Raw genomic sequence first — 16,951 nt, 5'->3', positions numbered from 1 at the left:
GAGCCGGGCGAAGTGGTCACCGCGCCCCTCATCGTGCCTGCAGGCATCGAGGCGAAGCCCCTGGGCGACTCGTTCACCTTCAAGACCGAGCCGAAGGGCTACAAACTCCCTTACTCGGAGGAGGCCCTTTCCCGGATGAAAAGCGGGGCGCCGCTCGCCGCGGCTAAGCCCGAGTCGGCCACTCCGCCCAAGCCGGAAGCGAGGCCCGAGCCCAAGCCGGAGACGAAACCCGCGCTGGACCCGGAAGGGGACGGGGAAATAGAGTGGGCCTGGCCCGTGAGCGGCAAGCTCATTTCCCGCTTCTCCGAGACGAGCAAGGGAATCGACATCGCCGGCCGCATGGGCCAGCCAGTGTACGCCAGCGCTCCCGGCAAGGTGGTCTATACCGGCAGTGGCTTGCGGGGCTATGGCAAGCTGGTCATCATCAAGCATAATAGTGTCTACCTGTCGGCCTACGCCCATAACCGGGAGATTCTGGTGAAAGAAGGGCAAAGCGTCGCCAAAGGCCAGCAGATCGCGGAGATGGGCAATACGGATGCCGACCAGGTGAAGCTGCACTTCGAGATTCGGCGTTACGGCAAGCCGGTGGATCCCCTCAAGTATCTACCGGCGGACAAGGCTTCATGAGCAACGACAGCTTCCCCCACGAAGAGGAGTCTCTGGAGCCGACCCCGGAGCCGCCGCTTGCTTCCGAGGAGGCGCTGTATGAGCCTGAGGCTTTGACCGGCGACCTCCTTTCCGATGTCACCAAGCTTTATTTGAACGAGATCGGGCACAACGCCCTGCTCACCCCGGAAGAGGAGTTGCACCTTGCCCGCCTCACCCGCCAGGGGGATTTCGCTGCGCGCCAGAAGATGATCGAGCACAATCTGCGGCTGGTGGTGAATATCGCCAAGCACTACGTCAACCGCGGGGTGGCGCTGATGGACCTGATCGAAGAGGGCAACCTGGGGCTCATGCATGCCCTGGAGAAGTTTGATCCGGAGCGCGGTTTTCGCTTCTCCACGTACGCCACCTGGTGGATCCGTCAGAACATCGAGCGGGCCATCATGAACCAGTCCCGCACCATCCGGCTGCCGGTGCACGTAATCAAGGAGCTCAACTCCGTGCTGCGGGCCATGCGTCACCTGGAGGCCCATTCTGAGCGGGAGCCCACCGCCGAGGACGTGGCCCATCTGCTGGACCGGCCGGTGGAGGAGGTGCGCCGGGTGCTGTCCCTCAACGAGCGCACTGCTTCTCTGGACGCGCCCCTGGACATCGATCCCATGCTCTCCATTGGGGAGTCCATCCCCGACGAGGCCAACCCAACGCCTGATCTATGGCTCGAGCAGGCCCAGCTGGAGCACTGCGTGCGCGAATGGCTACAGCAGCTTTCGGAGAAGCACCGCTGGGTGATCGAGCGCCGCTATGGCCTGAACGGGCACGAGGTGGCGACCTTGGAACAACTGGCCGAGAGCCTGGGGCTTACCCGGGAGCGGGTGAGGCAAATCCAGGTGGAGGCCTTGCAATCGTTGCGGCGCCTGCTCCAGCGGCGCGGCATGTCCAAAGACCTGTTGCTTTAGCGCTTCTAGAGGCGAAAACTCCCCACCAGGGCCCGTAGTCGCTTGAGTTGGCGCGGGTCGCTTTCTGTGCCGTAGCGCAAGGCGATGTAGAGCCAACAGATGGCCTGCACCTGGGCGGCGAGCTCAGGACGGGCGGCGGCAATTCGGTTCGCGTAGTCCCGGGGCCCTTCGCCCGGAGCGCGGGCAAGCCCGTGCCGAGCAAGGCGCCGGCAGAAGCGACGGTAGAGCCGCTGCGCGGGCGCCGGCCGCCTCTCTCCCATCCGCCACAGCAAACCGGCGGCCAACATCCCGGTGAATGCCCCGATGCCGACGAGCAGCAGGACGGCCATGGAGCGCCAATCGGGGTGGGTGACACCGATACGGCTCAAGAGCTCCCGCTGACGCTCGCCCCCGTAGCCCAGCACCCATTGGTTCCAGCCGTTGGTGAGGCTGTCCCACGCCAGTTGGATCGGTCGCGCCCAATTGTTGCCCGAGCGCATGAGGACGGAGAGCGGTTCCCCCGGGGTCGCTACCGAAGCAAGCCCGCGCTCGACCCGCTCTGGCGCCACCGCCGCGGTGGGGTCTACCCGGAGCCAGCCCGAGGACTCGAGCCAGACCTCCGCCCAAGCATGGGCGTCGGCCTGGCGCACGATCAGGTAACCGCCCAGGGGGTTGAACTCGCCGCCCTGGTAGCCGGTGACCACCCGGGCCGGGACGCCGGCGGCGCGCATGAGAAACACGAAGCTCGAAGCGTAGTGCTCGCAATAGCCGCGCCGGGTGTTGAACAGGAAATCGTCCACCGGCTCCCGGCCGAGGCGTGGAGGCTGCAGGGTGTAGAAGAAGTCCTCGGTGCGGAAAAACTGGAGCGCCCTCTGGACGATGGCGGACGCATCCCCCAGTTCTCGCTTCCACCCCAGGGCAAGGGCCCGGGCTCGGGGGTTGCCACCGGCAGGAAGCGCCAGCGCTCTTTCGGCCTCCCCGCCAGAGAGCCTGGGCTGTGCCCGGTGGCGCAGATAGGAGGTTACCGTGTAGCGAATGCGGCTTCGCACCGGCGCTTGGGCAACCAGTTGGTAGTCAGGTGTCAAGAGGGATTGCTCCGGCCCGCGCCCCGGCAGCTCCAGGGCAAACAGCCAGGACCGGTGGTGGGGTTCCAGGGTTACCGTGTAGGTCATGCCCCCATCTAGGGCTTCCAGTGGGGGGGCGCCCGAGGCTAACGAAGGGGACATGGACCAGGTGCGTCCGTCGAAGCGGGTGAGCACCGGCCCGCGCCAATAGAGGTGGGAAGGCGGCGGCACTTTAGCCTGGAAATCGACCCGGAAGGCGACCGCATCCGACAGGGACAACCGGCTCAAATCCCCGGGCGCTAGGACGTCCGAAAGCCCACTCACGCCTTCGGCGGTTTCCTGGGGAACACCCCATAGGGGCTGGGGCAGGCGCGGGAAGAACAGGAACAGTATCACCATCACGGGAAACGCTTGCAGGAGGAGCGCGGCGGCGGTTCTGAAAGGGGTGCCGAGACCGGAAGCCCCTGCGCCCTGGGCGAGGGCCGCCAGTAGGGTGGTCAGGCCGAGGATCGGCACGGCGGTGTAGGCCGCCATGGACATCGACTGGTCGTAAAGGAAAAGCGTGATCACCAGGAAATAGCCCAGGAACACGAGGAGCACCGCATCCCGTACCGAGCGGGATTCCAGAAGCTTGAGTGCCACCAGGACGATGAACAAGGCCACGCCGCCCGAGGGACCGAAGAGGGTGCCATAATGGAGCGCGGTGCCGGCCACTGCGGCACCGGCGAAGGCAAAGAGTAAAAGCCGGGGGGGCAGCGGGCCGCCGGTGATAGCCAGGTACCAGCGCCACAAGCCCAGCAACAGCACCAAGGCCGACATCCACAGGGGGAGGCGCGGTAAATGGGGCGCCACGGCGAGCCCCAATGTGAGGAGCAACCAGGCGTTCTGGCGTAGGGTGGGGGGAGAGTCCACGAGGGAGGCGGCGCTCATGGGCGAGGAGTCGGTCCGGGCCGGCCGGGATCCTCTTGACCGAAGAGAGCCAGGGCTTCGAGACAGGCGCGGCGGTGCTCGGGGGTGAGAGCCGGGGCACGGGTTGTCCCCGGAAGCCGCAGCCCATAGGGGATTCCCAGGGCATCGCAATCCAGCACCCAGCGGGTGAGGCGCGAGAGCCGGGTCTCCGTCTCTAGGCCGGCAAGCCCCTCCCAGTCGAGCCATACCTCTTTCGCGGCATGGCCGCCGAATAGCTTGGTGAGGGTGCCCCGCTCCTGAGCGGCGGCTTTCCACGCGATATGCCGGGGCGAATCGCCGGGACGGTAGTCCCGCAGGCCGAGGAAATCGTCGCCGGCTCCCAAGCCATCCCTTCCGCCCCCCAGGAGCTGGAGGACGGCGGGAGGCGGGAAACGGGCTGCCTCGGGCCGAGGATAGACCAGGCAGCGGAGCTCGAGCGCGACTGGCGCCCAGGCGCGGAACAGGCCGAGCGGGTAGCAGGTGGACACGGTCAGGCACTGCAGCTTGAGCCAGCCCCGCCGGTCCGCCACGGTAAACAGGGCCAGGCGGCGGGTTTGTCCCGGCGACAGATCGCAGCGGACGATCGCGCCGCCGGGATGGGAGAGGGCGAGGGCCAAGCGCGGTCTCGGGGAACAATTGGTCAGATCGATTCCGAAGGCGACCGTCTCACCGGCGAACCCGGGCGTGGTCTTGCCGGCGCAGACCTCCAGGCCCGCCAGGGTACGGAAGGCATGGAGAATGGAGACCGCGCCCATGGCCCCTAGCAGGAAAGTTAGGGCGAAACCCAGGCTCAACTGGTAGTTAGTGGCGCCGATCAACATGAGGAAGAGCATGCCGGCGAAGGCGAGCCCATGACGTGTCGGTACAATGAAAATGTGGCGTCGGGTCAGGATGACCCGGGCGCCGTCGCGGTCGCCGGGTTCCGATCCCAAGGAACCGCCGGCACGGTGAGCGGCTCCGCCCAGGCGCATGCGGGCTGTCCCAAGGCCCGCTTTCCAGGCCCTTGCCGATCGCGCTCTCATGCTCACGGGATGGGAACTTCGGCGATGATGCGCCCGCTCAGCTCGGCGCTGCCATCGACCCCCGGGCGGTCGGTGACGGGCTGCAGGCGATGTCCCACCACGCTCGGCAGCACTGCCTGAACGTCTTCCGGCAGGACTTCCCGCCGCTCGTCCATGAGGGCCCAGGCCCGGGCAGCAGCGAGCAGCGCCAAGCCTGCCCGGGGCGAGAGGCCCGTGTGGAAAAGGGGCGAGCGGCGCGTGAACTCGATGATGGCCTGGAGGTAGTCCACCAAGGCATCGGAGGCGTGCACTCGCCGAACCCGCTGCTGCAGCGTTTCCAGCTCTGCGGCCTCCATGCAGGGTGTGAGCGCTGCCAGCAGCTCCCGGCGCTCGATTCCCTTGAGCAGCCCGCGCTCGGCCTGGGGATCCGGGTAGCCCAGGTGGATGCGCATGAGAAAGCGGTCGAGTTGAGATTCGGGCAGCGGAAAGGTTCCCACCTGATGAGACGGGTTCTGGGTGGCAATGACGAAGAAGGGACGGGGCAGGGCGCGGGTTTCCCCTTCAAGGGTTACCTGATGTTCCTCCATCGCTTCCAGCAGGGCGCTCTGGGTCTTGGGGGTCGCCCGGTTTACCTCGTCGGCCAGGATGACTTGGCTGAAAATGGGCCCGGGGTGGAACTTGAAGGTGCCCCTGTCCCGCTCGTAGATGGAAACCCCCACGATGTCCGCTGGCAGCAGGTCAGCGGTGAACTGGATGCGTCGAAACTCAAGCCCCAGGGATTTCGCCAGCACCTGCGCCAGGGTGGTCTTGCCCACGCCTGGCAGATCTTCGATGAGCAGATGCCCCCGAGCGAGGAGGCAGGCGAGGGCCAGCCGGATCTGCCGCTCCTTGCCCAGGACGATGGTGCTTGCCTGTCGGACCACTCGCTCGACGGCGCTTGCCATGTCGTGGCCCTCACAGGGCTTTGCGGACCCGCTTGAGGCTGGGGTCTTCGGGATGATTCTCGATGGCGAAGCCGAGCTTTTCCATCAACCTCAACATATTGGCGTTGCTGGCGAGCACGTCGCCCACCAGGGCCTTGAGGCCGTTCGCTCGGGCTACTTCCATGAGGGAATGCATGAGCTTGGTGCCGATCCCACGTCCCTGCCAGGCGTCGGCCACCACCAGGGCAAATTCGCAGCTCTCCCCGTCGGGGTTGGTGACGTAGCGGGCAGCACCCAGCTCCACTTCCCGCTCGCCTTCGGCCAGCACGGCGATGAGCGCCATCTCCCGGTCGTAGTCGATCTGGGTGAGGCGAGCCACGGTCCGGGGGGAGAGTTCCTGCACGGTGCTGATGAAACGGAAATAGCGGGACTCTTCCGAGAGGCTGCGCACGAAGGTCTGCAGCAGCTCCGCGTCCTCGGGGCGGATGGGCCGGATGGTGATTTCGGTGCCGTCGGCGAGACTCCAGCGCTGGATCAGATGCGCCGGGTAGGGGCAAATGGCCATGTGGGCATAGCGCGTGCCCGGTCCGGGGGAGGTGTGCTCCACGGTCACTCGGGCGTCCACGGCGATCGCCCCTTCTTCGTCCACGATGAGGGGGTTGATGTCCATCTCCCGGATCCAGGGCAGCTCGCTCGCCATTTCCGAGACCCGCAACAACACCGTGACGAGGGCATCCATATGGATCGCGGGTAAGTGGCGGAAGGGTCCGAGCATGCGAGCCACCCGGGTGCGCTCGATCAGGTCTTTTGCGAGCAGCGCGTTGAGAGGCGGCAGGCCCACGGCCCGGTCTTCCATGACTTCGGCCGCGATGCCACCGGCGGCAAAGGTGATGACCGGACCGAACACGGGATCGGTGGCGATGCCCACCATGAGCTCGCGCCCATGGGGCTTGACTGTCATGGGCTGGAGGGTTACTCCGTCGATACGGGCTTCGGGCAGGCGGGCCGCCACACCCCTGGTGATCTCGTTGAATGCCGAGCGCAGTTGCTGCACGGTGGCGATGTTGAGCTTCACCCCACCCACGTCGCTTTTGTGGGGGATGTCCGGGGAGTTGATCTTCATCGCCAAGGGAAAACCCATCTGTTCGGCTACCATGATCGCCTCGGGAAGGGAGCGGGCCACCACGGTGCGGGCGACCGGGATGCGAAACGCCGCCAGCAGGGACTTAGACTCCATTTCCGAGAGCACCGTGCGCTTCTCTGCCAAGGCGTTCTCGATCACCAGACGCGCTCCCTCGGTATCCGGCCGGTCGGCTCGGGAGGTGGAATAGGGGACCTGCAGCAGCAATTGCTGGTTGCGGTAATGGGTGGCGATGTGGGAGAAGGCCTCTACGGCGGGCTCCGGCGTGCGAAACACGGGCAGCCGCGCGCGGGCCAGGACTCGGCGTCCTTCCTCCACGTCCTCGCCCCCCATCCAACAGGCCACCACCGGCTTTCTGAAATCCCGGGCGGTGTGCGCCACCGCTTCCGCCACCTGGGCCGCTCGGGTGTTGACGTGGGGCGTGAGAATCACCAGCACGCCGTCGATGCCCGTCTCTTCAAGGCAGGCGCGTACGGCGCGGCTGTAGTGCTCGGCGGTCGCCTCTCCCGTGAGGTCCAAGGGATTATTCCGAGACCAGCCGGCGGGCAGGACCGCGGCGAGGCGCTCCAGGAGAGGGGGCGCGAGAGCAGGCACTTCGATGCCGAGGTTGGCCGCCCAGTCGGCAGCGAGGACCCCGGCCCCGCCCCCGTTGGTGACGATGGCGAGCCGGTTGCCGGTGGGCCGGTAGCGGGCGCTCAGGCACTTGGCGGCGGAAAAAAGCTGGCTGAAGGTCCTCACTCGCACCGCGCCCGCCCGGCGCAGGACGGCATCGAACACGTCGTCGGACCCCACGAGGGCCCCCGAATGGGTGAGGGCAGCCTGGTAGCCGGCGGGACATCGGCCGGTCTTCACCACGATCACCGGCTTGGCTCGGGCCGCCAGGCGCAGCGCGCTCACGAACCGCCGGGGGGAGAACACGCCCTCCAGATACAGCAGGATGCTTTCGGTGCCCATGTCCCAGGCCAGGTAATCCAGTATCTCGCCGAAGCCCACGTCGGCACCATCGCCCACGGTGACGACGCTGGAAAAACCCACTCCATCCGCCTGGGCCCAGTCCAGGATGGCATTGGTGAGGGCTGCGGACTGGGAGACGAGGGCGATGGCCCCGGGAAGCGCCCGGAAGCGGCTGTAGGCGAGGTTGATACGGGCTGCAGGCCGCAGGATGCCCGGGCAGGCAGGTCCCAGGATGCGCACGCCGCCCGCCTGCGCCGCTGCCAGGGTCTGCCGTAGCAGGCGCAGCCCCTGGGGATGGGCGGAAGACAGTCCATCGCTGACGATCAGCGCGGCGCGGATCCCCTTGCGGGCGCAGGCGGCAATGATTTCCGGGACCGCCGCCGCCGGCGTGGCGACGACCGCCAGGTCCACGCTGGCGCTCACCTCCTCTAGGGAGTGGTAGCACGCGCGCCCGAGCACCTGGGTATGCTTTGGATTGACCGGATAGACCGCGCCCTCGAATTGCTCCGCGAGCAGGTTTTCCAACAGCACGCGGCCCGCCGTTCCGGGGCGCTCGCTCGCCCCCACGATGGCTACCGACCGGGGGGCGAAGAGCGGCGTGAGATAGTGCTTTTCGGTAGATACGGTCACGGGCGCAGCGTCATGGACAGGACTTAAGGGCCGCCGTAAGATGTCTGCCATAGAAGCGCCGGCGCGCGCCAGGCCAGCAAATGGAGGAGGCTCGATTGAGCACGGTGCTCATCACCCATCCCGACTGTGCCCTGCACGACATGGGCGCCTACCACCCGGAGTGCCCCGCCCGCATCCGGGCCATTGAGGATCAGCTCATCGCCTCCGGTTTGATGAACTGCCTGACGCACGCGCAGGCGCCCCTTGCAACCCGAGAACAACTGGAGCGGGTCCACGCCCCCCACTACCTCGATGCGCTGCAAGCGGCCGCTCCCAAGCAAGGGCTGGTGCACCTCGACCCGGACACCGCCATGAACCCCCACAGCCTGAAGGCGGCGTTACGTGCCGCAGGTGCCGCCATTCTAGCAACCGACCTGGTGATCGGCAAAAAGGCGGGCACGGCCTTCTGTAACGTGCGCCCGCCCGGTCACCATGCCGAGCGCGCTCGGGCGATGGGGTTCTGCTTCTTCAACAACGTGGCGGTGGGCGCCGCCCACGCCCTGGAGCACCACCGGCTCGAGCGGGTCGCCATCGTGGACTTCGACGTGCACCACGGCAACGGCACCGAGGACATCTTCCGCGACGACCCGCGCGTCATGATGGTGTCTATTTTCCAGCACCCCTTTTATCCCTACAGCGGGGTGGAAGGACGTTCGGAGCGGATGGTGAACATCCCGCTGCCCGCCTACAGTAATGGCGCCAAGTTCCGCGCCGTCGTCTCCGAGCACTGGCTGCCGGCGCTTGAGCGCTTCAAGCCCCAGATGATCTTCGTCTCCGCTGGCTTCGACGCGCACCGGGACGACGACATGGCTTCCCTCCTGCTGGTGGAGTCCGATTACGCCTGGGTTACACAACGCATCAAGGAGATCGCAGACCGCTACGCGCAAGGGCGCATCGTCTCTGTGCTGGAGGGGGGCTACGACCTGCACGCCCTGGGACGCAGCGTCGCGGCTCACATCAAGGTGCTGTCTGAGCTTTGAGGGCGCCATGATCGCCTGGGACACGGTGGACACGGTCCTGCTGGACATGGATGGGACCCTGCTCGACCTCAATTTCGACAATCACTTCTGGCTCACCCACGTGCCCCGCCGTTACGCCGAGAAGCACGGCTTGAGCCTTCAGCGGGCGCGGGAGGACCTGATCGAGCGTTACCGCCGCAAGGCTGGCACGCTGGACTGGTATTGCGTGGATTACTGGACGCGGGAGCTGGGTCTGGACATCGCCCGGCTCAAGGCAGAGGTGGAGCACCTGATCGCGGTCCATCCCCACGTCGTGCCCTTTTTGATGGAGATGCGCTCCCGGGGCAAGCAGACGGTGCTGGTCACCAACGCCCATCAAAAGAGCCTGGAATTGAAGCTCAAGCGCACCGGGCTTGGGCGCTACCTGGACGGGCTCGTCTGCTCCCATGGGCTTGGGCTGCCCAAGGAGGCCCCCGGCTTCTGGAGGCGGTTGCAGGCGCTTAAGCCCTTCGATCCGGAGCGCACCGTCCTGGTGGACGACAGCCTGCCGGTGCTGCGCTCGGCGCGGGACTTTGGCATCCGCTACCTGGTCGCGGTGCGCCGGCCCGATTCCGCCGCTCGGGAGATCGCCGTCACGGAGTTTGACTCTGTGGCGAGCTTTGCCGATTTGCTGCCGGGCTAAGGGGTTTCAGCCGAGGATTAGGGCTGCCACGACCTTCCGATCCTCGGCCATGAGGATATTGTAGGTGCGACAGGCGGCGTGGGTATCCATGATCTCGTAGCCGATGCCGGCTGTCACCAGAGGCTCGAGCAGGCTGGGATCGGGAAAGCGCAGCCGCTCCCCCGTGCCGAGTAGCACGATCTCCACCCCGAGGCTGGCGAGAAACTGGATGTGCTCCCGGGCGAGAGACGAAAAGGCACGCACCTCCCAGTTCTCGATCAGGCGCTCGGGAAGAATCACTAAGCTCCTGTCGTAGCGCCGGCGGTTGACCATCACGTGGTCGTGTCCGTAGCCGGTGACCACGTTTTTGTCCCCCACGTGGGTGAGATGGAGCTTCATGACGGTCGTTGCGGCAGGCTTGACTCCTCGGTAGCATTATAAACTTTTTGTCCGGCTAGGCCGGGCGGCGGCTCCCAAAGGGTTTGGGGTTTGCGCCGGAGCCCAAGGATTTGACCTGCGACCATGGAAGAGTTTCCGCGCATCAAGCGCCTGCCTCCCTACGTATTCAACATTACCGGGGAGCTCAAGCTCGCCGCGCGCCGGCGCGGGGAGGACATCATCGACTTCGGTATGGGCAACCCCGACGGGCCGACTCCCAAGCACATCGTGGACAAGCTAGTGGAAGTGGCCCAGCGGCCGGATACCCACCGCTATTCGGTGTCCAAGGGCATTCCCCGGTTGCGGCGGGCTATCTGCACCTGGTATCAGCGCCGCTATGGGGTCGAGCTGGATCCCGATGCGGAGGCGATCGTTACCATCGGTTCCAAAGAGGGCATTGCCCATCTGGCACTCGCCACTCTGGACCGAGGTGACGCGGTCCTGGTGCCCAATCCCAGCTACCCGATCCACATCTACGGACCGGTCATCTCAGGGGCCGACATCCGGCACGTCCCCATGGTGCCAGGGGTGGATTTCTTTGAGGAGCTGGAAAAAGCGATCAAGGACTCTTACCCCAAGCCCAAGTTCCTGATCTGCTGCTTTCCTAGCAATCCCACCACCCACTGTGTGGAGCTTGCCTTTTTCGAGCGGCTAGTGGCTCTCGCTAGGGAGCACGACATCTACGTGGTGCACGATCTCGCCTACGCCGACATCGTGTTCGATGGCTACCGCGCTCCCTCCATCATGCAGGTGCCGGGCGCCCGAGACGTGGCCGTGGAGTTCTTCACCTTGTCCAAGAGCTACAACATGGCCGGCTGGCGAGTGGGCTTCATGGTGGGCAACAAAGACCTGGTGGCGGCCCTTGCCCGGATCAAGAGCTATCACGATTACGGCACCTTCACCCCGATCCAGGTGGCAGCCATCGTCGCCCTGGAGGGGCCCCAGGACTGCGTGGAGCAGATCCGCCAGGGATACCAGAGGCGCCGAGACGTGCTGTGTCAGGGCCTGCATTCCGCCGGCTGGATGGTGAATGTCCCCAAAGCCACCATGTACGTATGGGCCAAGATTCCTGACGCCTATCGCGGTCTGGGCTCCCTTGAGTTCGCGAAAAAGCTGCTCCGCGACGCCAAGGTGGCCGTGTCTCCCGGGATCGGCTTCGGCGAGTACGGCGACGATCACGTGCGCTTCGCACTGATCGAAAACGAGCCCCGCATCCGCCAGGCGATCCGAGGAATCAAGGAAATGTTCCGCAAGGACGGATTGCTGTAAGGAGGTCGCTCGTCCGTGACACATTGAAGCATAGAGAGCGAAGCACAGATGAAACCAATCAGGGTAGGGCTTCTGGGCATGGGGACCGTGGGCGGGGGCACGTTCCGCGTGCTCAAGCGCAACAAAGCGGAGATCACCCGCCGGGCCGGCCGGGAAATCGTCATCACCGCAGTGGCGGACCGCAACGCGCAAAAGGCTCAGGCCATCGCGGGCGAGGGCGTGCGGGTCACCGCCGATGCCTTCGAGGTGGTGAAAGACCCCCAAATCGACATCGTGGTGGAGCTGATCGGTGGAACCACAGTGGCGCGGGAGCTGGTGATGGCCGCCATCGAGAACAAAAAGCACGTGGTCACGGCCAACAAGGCGCTACTTGCGCTCCACGGCAACGAAATCTTCGCCGCCGCCCAGAAAATGGGCGTCATGGTGGCCTTCGAGGCCGCGGTGGCAGGGGGCGTGCCCATCATCAAATCCCTGCGAGAGGGCCTGACCGCTAATCACATCGAGTGGATCGCCGGGATCATCAATGGTACGAGTAATTTCATCCTGTCCGAGATGCGGGACCGGGGCGCGAGCTTCGAAGAGGTGTTGAGAGAGGCCCAGGGGCGGGGGTATGCCGAGGCCGATCCCACTTTCGACATCGAGGGCATCGATGCCGCTCACAAGCTCACTATCATGTCGGCCATTGCCTTTGGCATTCCGATGCAGTTCGACAAGTGCTACACCGAGGGCATTTCCCGGCTCACGCGGGAGGACATCCGCTACGCCGAGGCCTTCGGCTATCGCATCAAGCTGCTCGGAATTACCCGCCGCCGCCCCGAGGGGGTAGAGTTGCGGGTACACCCTACCCTGGTGCCAGCACGCCAGCTGATTGCCAACGTGGAGGGGGTGATGAACGCCATCCTAGTGAAGGGGGATGTGGTGGGGCCGACCCTATACTACGGCGCTGGCGCGGGCGCTGAGCCTACGGCCTCGGCAGTGGTGGCGGACCTCGTGGACGTGACTCGGCTACATACGGTGGACCCCAACAACCGGGTGCCTCACCTGGCTTTCCAGCCCGATGCGGTCCAGGATATCCCCATCCTGCCCATGGACCAGGTGGAAACGTGCTACTACCTGCGGCTACGGGCCCTGGACCGGCCAGGGGTGCTGGCCGATGTGACACGGGTTCTGGCGGACCTGGAAATTTCCATCGACGCCATCTTGCAGCGGGAGCCGGCGGAAGGAGAGGATCAGGCGGACATCATCATCCTCACCCACAAGACGATCGAAGCGCGGATGAACGCCGCCATCGCTAAGATTGAGGCGCTGCCCACCCTTATCGGCCCGGCAACCCGGATACGACTGGAAATGCTGAACCGCCACTGACGAGCAGGTACGGATGGGCATAAAGGTCACGTTCTTTGCATTGGTCCGTCGCGCCGGACGGCATGCCTGCTCCATCAAAGCGGGGTCTCGGCCGTGCGTTACGTGAGCACCCGGGGCGGCATGGTGCCCCAATCCTTTTGCCAAATCCTGCTGGAGGGGCTTGCCCCCGATGGTGGCCTGGTGGTGCCGGAAGCCTACCCACGCTTGGGCGAAGCGGAGCTCGCTGGCCTACGTGGCCGTCCCTACCCGGAGCTCGCCTTCGAGATCATTCGTCGCTTCGCCGACGATATTCCATCGGAGGATCTCAAGAGGCTGGTCGAGCACACGTATAGCAAGGAGATTTTTCGTAGCGACGAGATCACTCCGGTGAAGACACTGGAACCGGGGCTGCATCTTCTGAGGCTCTCCAACGGGCCCACCTTGGCTTTCAAGGACGTGGCGATGCAGCTGCTCGGCAACCTGTTCGAGTATGTGCTGGAGCGGGAGGGAACACAGATCAACATCCTGGGAGCCACCTCTGGCGACACCGGCTCAGCGGCGGAGTATGCCATGCGGGGCAAACGGGGCATCCGCGTGTTCATGCTCTCTCCCTATGGAAAGATGAGCCCGTTCCAGACCGCCCAGATGTATTCCCTGTTGGATCCCAACATCTTCAACCTGGCAATCCGCGGTGTGTTCGACGACTGCCAGGACGTCGTCAAGCAGGTGAACGCGGACGCGGCTTTCAAGGCCCGCTACCGAATTGGCGCGGTCAACTCCATCAACTGGGCCCGGGTGGTTGCCCAAGTGGTCTATTACTTTAAGGGCTACTTCGCTGTCACCCGAGATAATAGCGAGGAGGTTTCCTTCGCCGTTCCTACCGGCAATTTTGGCAACATCTTTGCCGGATACATCGCCCGCATGATGGGGCTTCCTATCCGCAGGCTGATTCTTGCTACCAACGAAAACGACGTACTGGACGAGTTCTTCAGAACCGGCCGCTACCGGGTGCGCAGGAGCGCCGAGGTGATCCACACCTCCAGCCCCTCCATGGACATTTCCAAGGCATCTAACTTCGAGCGCTTCATCCACGACGTGGTGGGCCGCGACGCCGTGGTGACGGCTGGGCTGTGGCGGGCCGTGGAGCGGCAAGGCGGCTTCGACCTCGCCGGAACCGCCTATTGGCGTGCAGTGGAAGGCTGCGGCTTCATCTCGGGCTCTAGCACCCACGCGGACCGGCTTGCCACCATACGCCGCGTCTATCATGATTACCACGTCATGATCGACACTCACACTGCCGATGGGCTCAAGGTAGGACTCGAGTACCGGGAACCGGGTGTGCCGCTGATCTGCCTGGAGACTGCCTTGCCCGCCAAGTTCGCCGACACGATACGCGAGGCGCTGGGCCGCGATCCGGAAATTCCGCCAGGATACGAGGATTTGGAAAGGCGCCCCCAGCGCTACGAGCTCCTGGACCCGGACTCAGAAGCGGTCAAGCGCTTTATCGTCAGTCACATCGCGGGCTGAGCGGCAGAAGGAGGCCTCTAGCGCCCGTGCTCGTTGACAGAAGGAAGGGGTGGGCAAATAATGTCCTCAGACTCCCTCCCGGGCCGTTAGCTCAGCTGGTAGAGCAGTGGACTCTTAATCCAACGGTCGGGGGTTCGAATCCCTCACGGCCCACCACCGCAACTTCCCGTGGTAGGCCAATACTGCAAGCGCCGACTAATCGTCGGCGGTCAAGGCGCGCGCAGGCAACCTGCAAAGCCCTCATGAACCCTCCATGGCTGAGACGCGAGGCTGTCGGGTCTTGCGTGGCGGCTGCTCGCAAGTGTCCCTATTGCGGCGGTCCCGTGGAGCGCATCCGGCGCCGGCCCGCCGACCGCCTGCTCAGCTTTTTCTATCCCGTTCGTCGTTACCGCTGCTTCAACCTAGCGTGCCGCTGGGAGGGGATCCTGCGACGCCGACGGGGAGAGCCCTGATACCCAGCCTTCGGGCCTCTGTGGCATGCTGATGAGGCGCGCAGGAATCAAGGCGCGGCGAGGCGAGGAGGACAGAAATGGAACCGTTACTGCTGTGGGTCGGGCGCTTGGCGGGGCTCGCCGGCGTTCTGGTGTGCGCCGTGGCCGTGGTGGTCAGACTGAGCGGCGCCTATTGGCTCGCCGGCTTCCAGGTAGGCACCTTGCTGTTGGCGGGGATGGCGGCGATGCTGATGGGCTGTCTAAGCTTGCTGGTGCTCCTGACTGCCCAGAGGAGAGCCCGACGCTGACTGAGGCCGTTTCGCGCGAAACTGCGATAGCCGGCCCTGGGCGCGGCGTGGGGATCGGAAGGCTTGCCAACAGACAGAAAAAAAGCTTTCCGAGGTGCGGGAGCGCAGTCTCTGTCCCCTTCTACTGGCTTCTCGCGTCCCTGCGGTGGGATAGTTTCAATCCTTCCAGCACGGTGACAAGAATTTCGGTCCCGTTGGTCACCAGCGCAACGTGTGCCTCGTCCAGCTCCGCGGGCGGTATGGCGGGTTCCTTGAGGGGGAGGGGTCCATAGTGGTGCTGGTAGCACGCCAAATTGAGGGCGAGTAGTCTGGCGGCTTCGGCCAGCTCATCCCGGCTCGCTTGGGATACGAGGCGCCGGGCGAGCCCGTCGAGCTGCAACAGGGCGGCGAGGTCTGGCATTTGCTTTCCCTTTCTCTGACCCGTGCCCTCGCACGGGGTGTTTTGTTTGACTTGCTTTGCGTCCTTCCGGCGCCGTTGGGGGCCTGCGTGGACGAAAACCGCTGCGCTCCCTTCACCTCAAGCAATTCTTGCGCCGACTTGTGGAGATCCCCTAAACGACAGGTATCTAGTCCACCTTTCCTGACGCCCTGGGTGGGCGTCTGCGTCCCCTTGTAAACGACGGCGACGGGTTACACTCGGCTCGTACCCATAACGATAAGGCGAATCGACGGCCGGCGCGCTGCCCCTTGCACTTCTTAACGATCTTCCTGCTGCCCGGACCGAGGTCCGGTGAGCGCCGCTGGCGCATGCACCTGGCTGCATCCCCCTTCGCAGGCGTTTCCGCACGCCCCTGTCCGGGGCGGTGGGGTGGTTTGGGCGCGGGCCCGGAATCCAAAAAAAGGGCGGTCTCCCGCCCGTCCGGATTGATCGGCTTTTAAGCTGCAGCCCGCGATGGCATCTCGGCATAGAAAGGTTCACCGCCGATCATGCGGGGCTCTTCGGTCCAGGGCACCACCTTCGCTTCCGGGTGTACGCGCGAGACCTGGGCCGCAGACATGGTGTGGGGCGTCAGACGCCATTCGCCCGTCGTCGGGTCCTGGTAGAACCAGCGGTGGACTTTCATGAGCACCATTCGAACAGCCTCCTTTCCATCGATGGAGCGCGCGTTCGGCGCAGCCGCCAGCGGCAGTCCGCTCCATTCCATTTAGACAGCGGCAGGCAAAGAGATTCTTCAGCAAGGCGCAGGGCGTAGGGCATTCCGCCCCAGCGACGGCCTTCCGTCTGGCCGGGCGGTTCCGTTTCACAAAAGTTAACCTTTCGGAGCCTTTCTTGTGCACAGAGACGGCGTACCGTGGCTTGCCTCCGTTCCAAAGCACCCCAAGAGGTCAATTCCTTTTTTGAATTCGTAGCGGCAAACGTTTGCATGGATCTAAAGGCTTTCAGTGCAAAGCGTGCGATGACGATCTGATATCGTGGCTTGGGACGGGGAGCCAAAACTTCGTCATTTGTGAGGCTTGCGAAAAGGAAGAGCCCGGTCTGAACACTGCAACCGTATGCTTTCTGCATGACATGTATCTCCACGAAGAACGCCCCGTGGCGAACCCGATCCTAGGCTGCGACAAAAAAAGAGCGCTCCGCATGGTGGCTGACCCTTGCCCGGGCGCCGAGCCTTTTGTAGTTCTGCTGGCATCAGTGGGCTTTGTTTGCTTGGCGTGACTGCCTTGAGGCCGTGGCTGAGCTGGCGACCGGGCAAGGGGTTGCGTAAATGGTGGCGGAGGCTGGCGCTGCCTCGGAGAGGGCGCGCGGTGATGCCGCTCCTGTGGGGCTGGGCC

The 16,951-nt window shown here is 64.8% G+C and carries 15 protein-coding genes and 1 tRNA gene; 9 read left to right on the top strand and 7 right to left on the bottom strand.

Annotated features, from left to right (window positions below):
- The coding region (locus V7Q81_RS09310; RefSeq protein ID WP_333842414.1) for a peptidoglycan DD-metalloendopeptidase family protein at window positions 1-627 on the top strand (627 nt) is incomplete at its 5' end.
- Window positions 624-1,562 carry an RNA polymerase sigma factor RpoS gene (gene rpoS, locus V7Q81_RS09305; RefSeq protein WP_333842412.1) on the top strand — a complete coding sequence of 313 codons (939 nt, stop codon included), beginning with the start codon at window positions 624-626 and terminating at the stop codon, window positions 1,560-1,562. The genes V7Q81_RS09310 and rpoS, both read left to right, overlap by 4 nt.
- Before the next feature lie 5 nt (window positions 1,563-1,567).
- Here rpoS and V7Q81_RS09300 read toward each other — a convergent pair whose 3' ends face one another.
- The 4 genes from V7Q81_RS09300 to V7Q81_RS09285 form a co-directional block, all read right to left on the bottom strand.
- Window positions 1,568-3,535 (bottom strand): transglutaminase TgpA family protein, encoded by a 1,968-nt coding sequence (locus V7Q81_RS09300; RefSeq protein ID WP_333842410.1) that lies wholly within the window; start codon window positions 3,533-3,535, stop codon window positions 1,568-1,570.
- Window positions 3,532-4,485: a DUF58 domain-containing protein gene (locus tag V7Q81_RS09295; RefSeq protein WP_333842409.1), complete on the bottom strand. Its 954-nt coding sequence runs from the start codon at window positions 4,483-4,485 to the stop codon at window positions 3,532-3,534. Before V7Q81_RS09295 ends, V7Q81_RS09300 begins: the two co-directional genes overlap by 4 nt.
- Window positions 4,486-4,577: 92 nt before the next feature.
- A complete protein-coding gene (locus V7Q81_RS09290; RefSeq protein ID WP_333842407.1) occupies window positions 4,578-5,498 on the bottom strand; it encodes an AAA family ATPase in 921 nt (306 codons plus the stop codon).
- Between the two features lie 10 nt (window positions 5,499-5,508).
- Complete coding sequence (locus V7Q81_RS09285) at window positions 5,509-8,202, bottom strand: bifunctional acetate--CoA ligase family protein/GNAT family N-acetyltransferase (RefSeq protein ID WP_333842405.1); 2,694 nt, start codon at window positions 8,200-8,202, stop codon at window positions 5,509-5,511.
- A gap of 95 nt (window positions 8,203-8,297) precedes the next feature.
- Between V7Q81_RS09285 and V7Q81_RS09280 the strand changes: the two genes are divergently transcribed.
- Both V7Q81_RS09280 and yrfG read left to right on the top strand, forming a co-directional pair.
- The gene (locus tag V7Q81_RS09280) at window positions 8,298-9,221 is read left to right on the top strand and encodes a histone deacetylase family protein (protein ID WP_333842403.1); all 924 of its coding nucleotides are present in this window, start codon (window positions 8,298-8,300) and stop codon (window positions 9,219-9,221) included.
- A gap of 7 nt (window positions 9,222-9,228) precedes the next feature.
- Window positions 9,229-9,882 carry a GMP/IMP nucleotidase gene (gene yrfG, locus V7Q81_RS09275; protein WP_333842400.1) on the top strand — a complete coding sequence of 218 codons (654 nt, stop codon included), beginning with the start codon at window positions 9,229-9,231 and terminating at the stop codon, window positions 9,880-9,882.
- A gap of 6 nt (window positions 9,883-9,888) precedes the next feature.
- Here yrfG and V7Q81_RS09270 read toward each other — a convergent pair whose 3' ends face one another.
- The gene (locus tag V7Q81_RS09270) at window positions 9,889-10,260 is read right to left on the bottom strand and encodes an Mth938-like domain-containing protein (protein WP_333842398.1); all 372 of its coding nucleotides are present in this window, start codon (window positions 10,258-10,260) and stop codon (window positions 9,889-9,891) included.
- Window positions 10,261-10,383: 123 nt separating this feature from the next.
- Between V7Q81_RS09270 and alaC the strand changes: the two genes are divergently transcribed.
- The 5 genes from alaC (at window position 10,384) to V7Q81_RS09245 (ending at window position 15,178) form a co-directional block, all read left to right on the top strand.
- Window positions 10,384-11,568: an alanine transaminase gene (gene alaC, locus V7Q81_RS09265; RefSeq protein WP_333842396.1), complete on the top strand. Its 1,185-nt coding sequence runs from the start codon at window positions 10,384-10,386 to the stop codon at window positions 11,566-11,568.
- A gap of 48 nt (window positions 11,569-11,616) precedes the next feature.
- A complete protein-coding gene (locus V7Q81_RS09260; RefSeq protein ID WP_333842393.1) occupies window positions 11,617-12,933 on the top strand; it encodes a homoserine dehydrogenase in 1,317 nt (438 codons plus the stop codon).
- A 93-nt stretch (window positions 12,934-13,026) separates the two neighbouring features.
- Complete coding sequence (gene thrC, locus V7Q81_RS09255; protein WP_333842389.1) at window positions 13,027-14,439, top strand: threonine synthase; 1,413 nt, start codon at window positions 13,027-13,029, stop codon at window positions 14,437-14,439.
- Between the two features lie 80 nt (window positions 14,440-14,519).
- Window positions 14,520-14,595, top strand: a tRNA-Lys gene (locus V7Q81_RS09250).
- A gap of 373 nt (window positions 14,596-14,968) precedes the next feature.
- On the top strand, window positions 14,969-15,178 hold the full coding sequence (locus V7Q81_RS09245) for a hypothetical protein (RefSeq protein ID WP_333842387.1): 210 nt from the start codon (window positions 14,969-14,971) through the stop codon (window positions 15,176-15,178).
- A 121-nt stretch (window positions 15,179-15,299) separates the two neighbouring features.
- Here V7Q81_RS09245 and V7Q81_RS09240 read toward each other — a convergent pair whose 3' ends face one another.
- Entirely contained in the window at window positions 15,300-15,578 is a 279-nt protein-coding gene (locus V7Q81_RS09240; protein WP_333842385.1) for a hypothetical protein, read from the bottom strand.
- 475 nt (window positions 15,579-16,053) lie between these two features.
- Complete coding sequence (locus tag V7Q81_RS09235) at window positions 16,054-16,251, bottom strand: hypothetical protein (protein WP_333842382.1); 198 nt, start codon at window positions 16,249-16,251, stop codon at window positions 16,054-16,056.
- Window positions 16,252-16,951 lie beyond the last annotated feature (700 nt).

This window comes from Pelomicrobium sp. (assembly GCF_036803785.1).
Classification (GTDB): Bacteria; Pseudomonadota; Gammaproteobacteria; order Burkholderiales; family UBA6910; genus Pelomicrobium.
This window is presented reverse-complemented; position numbering and strand designations above follow the sequence as displayed.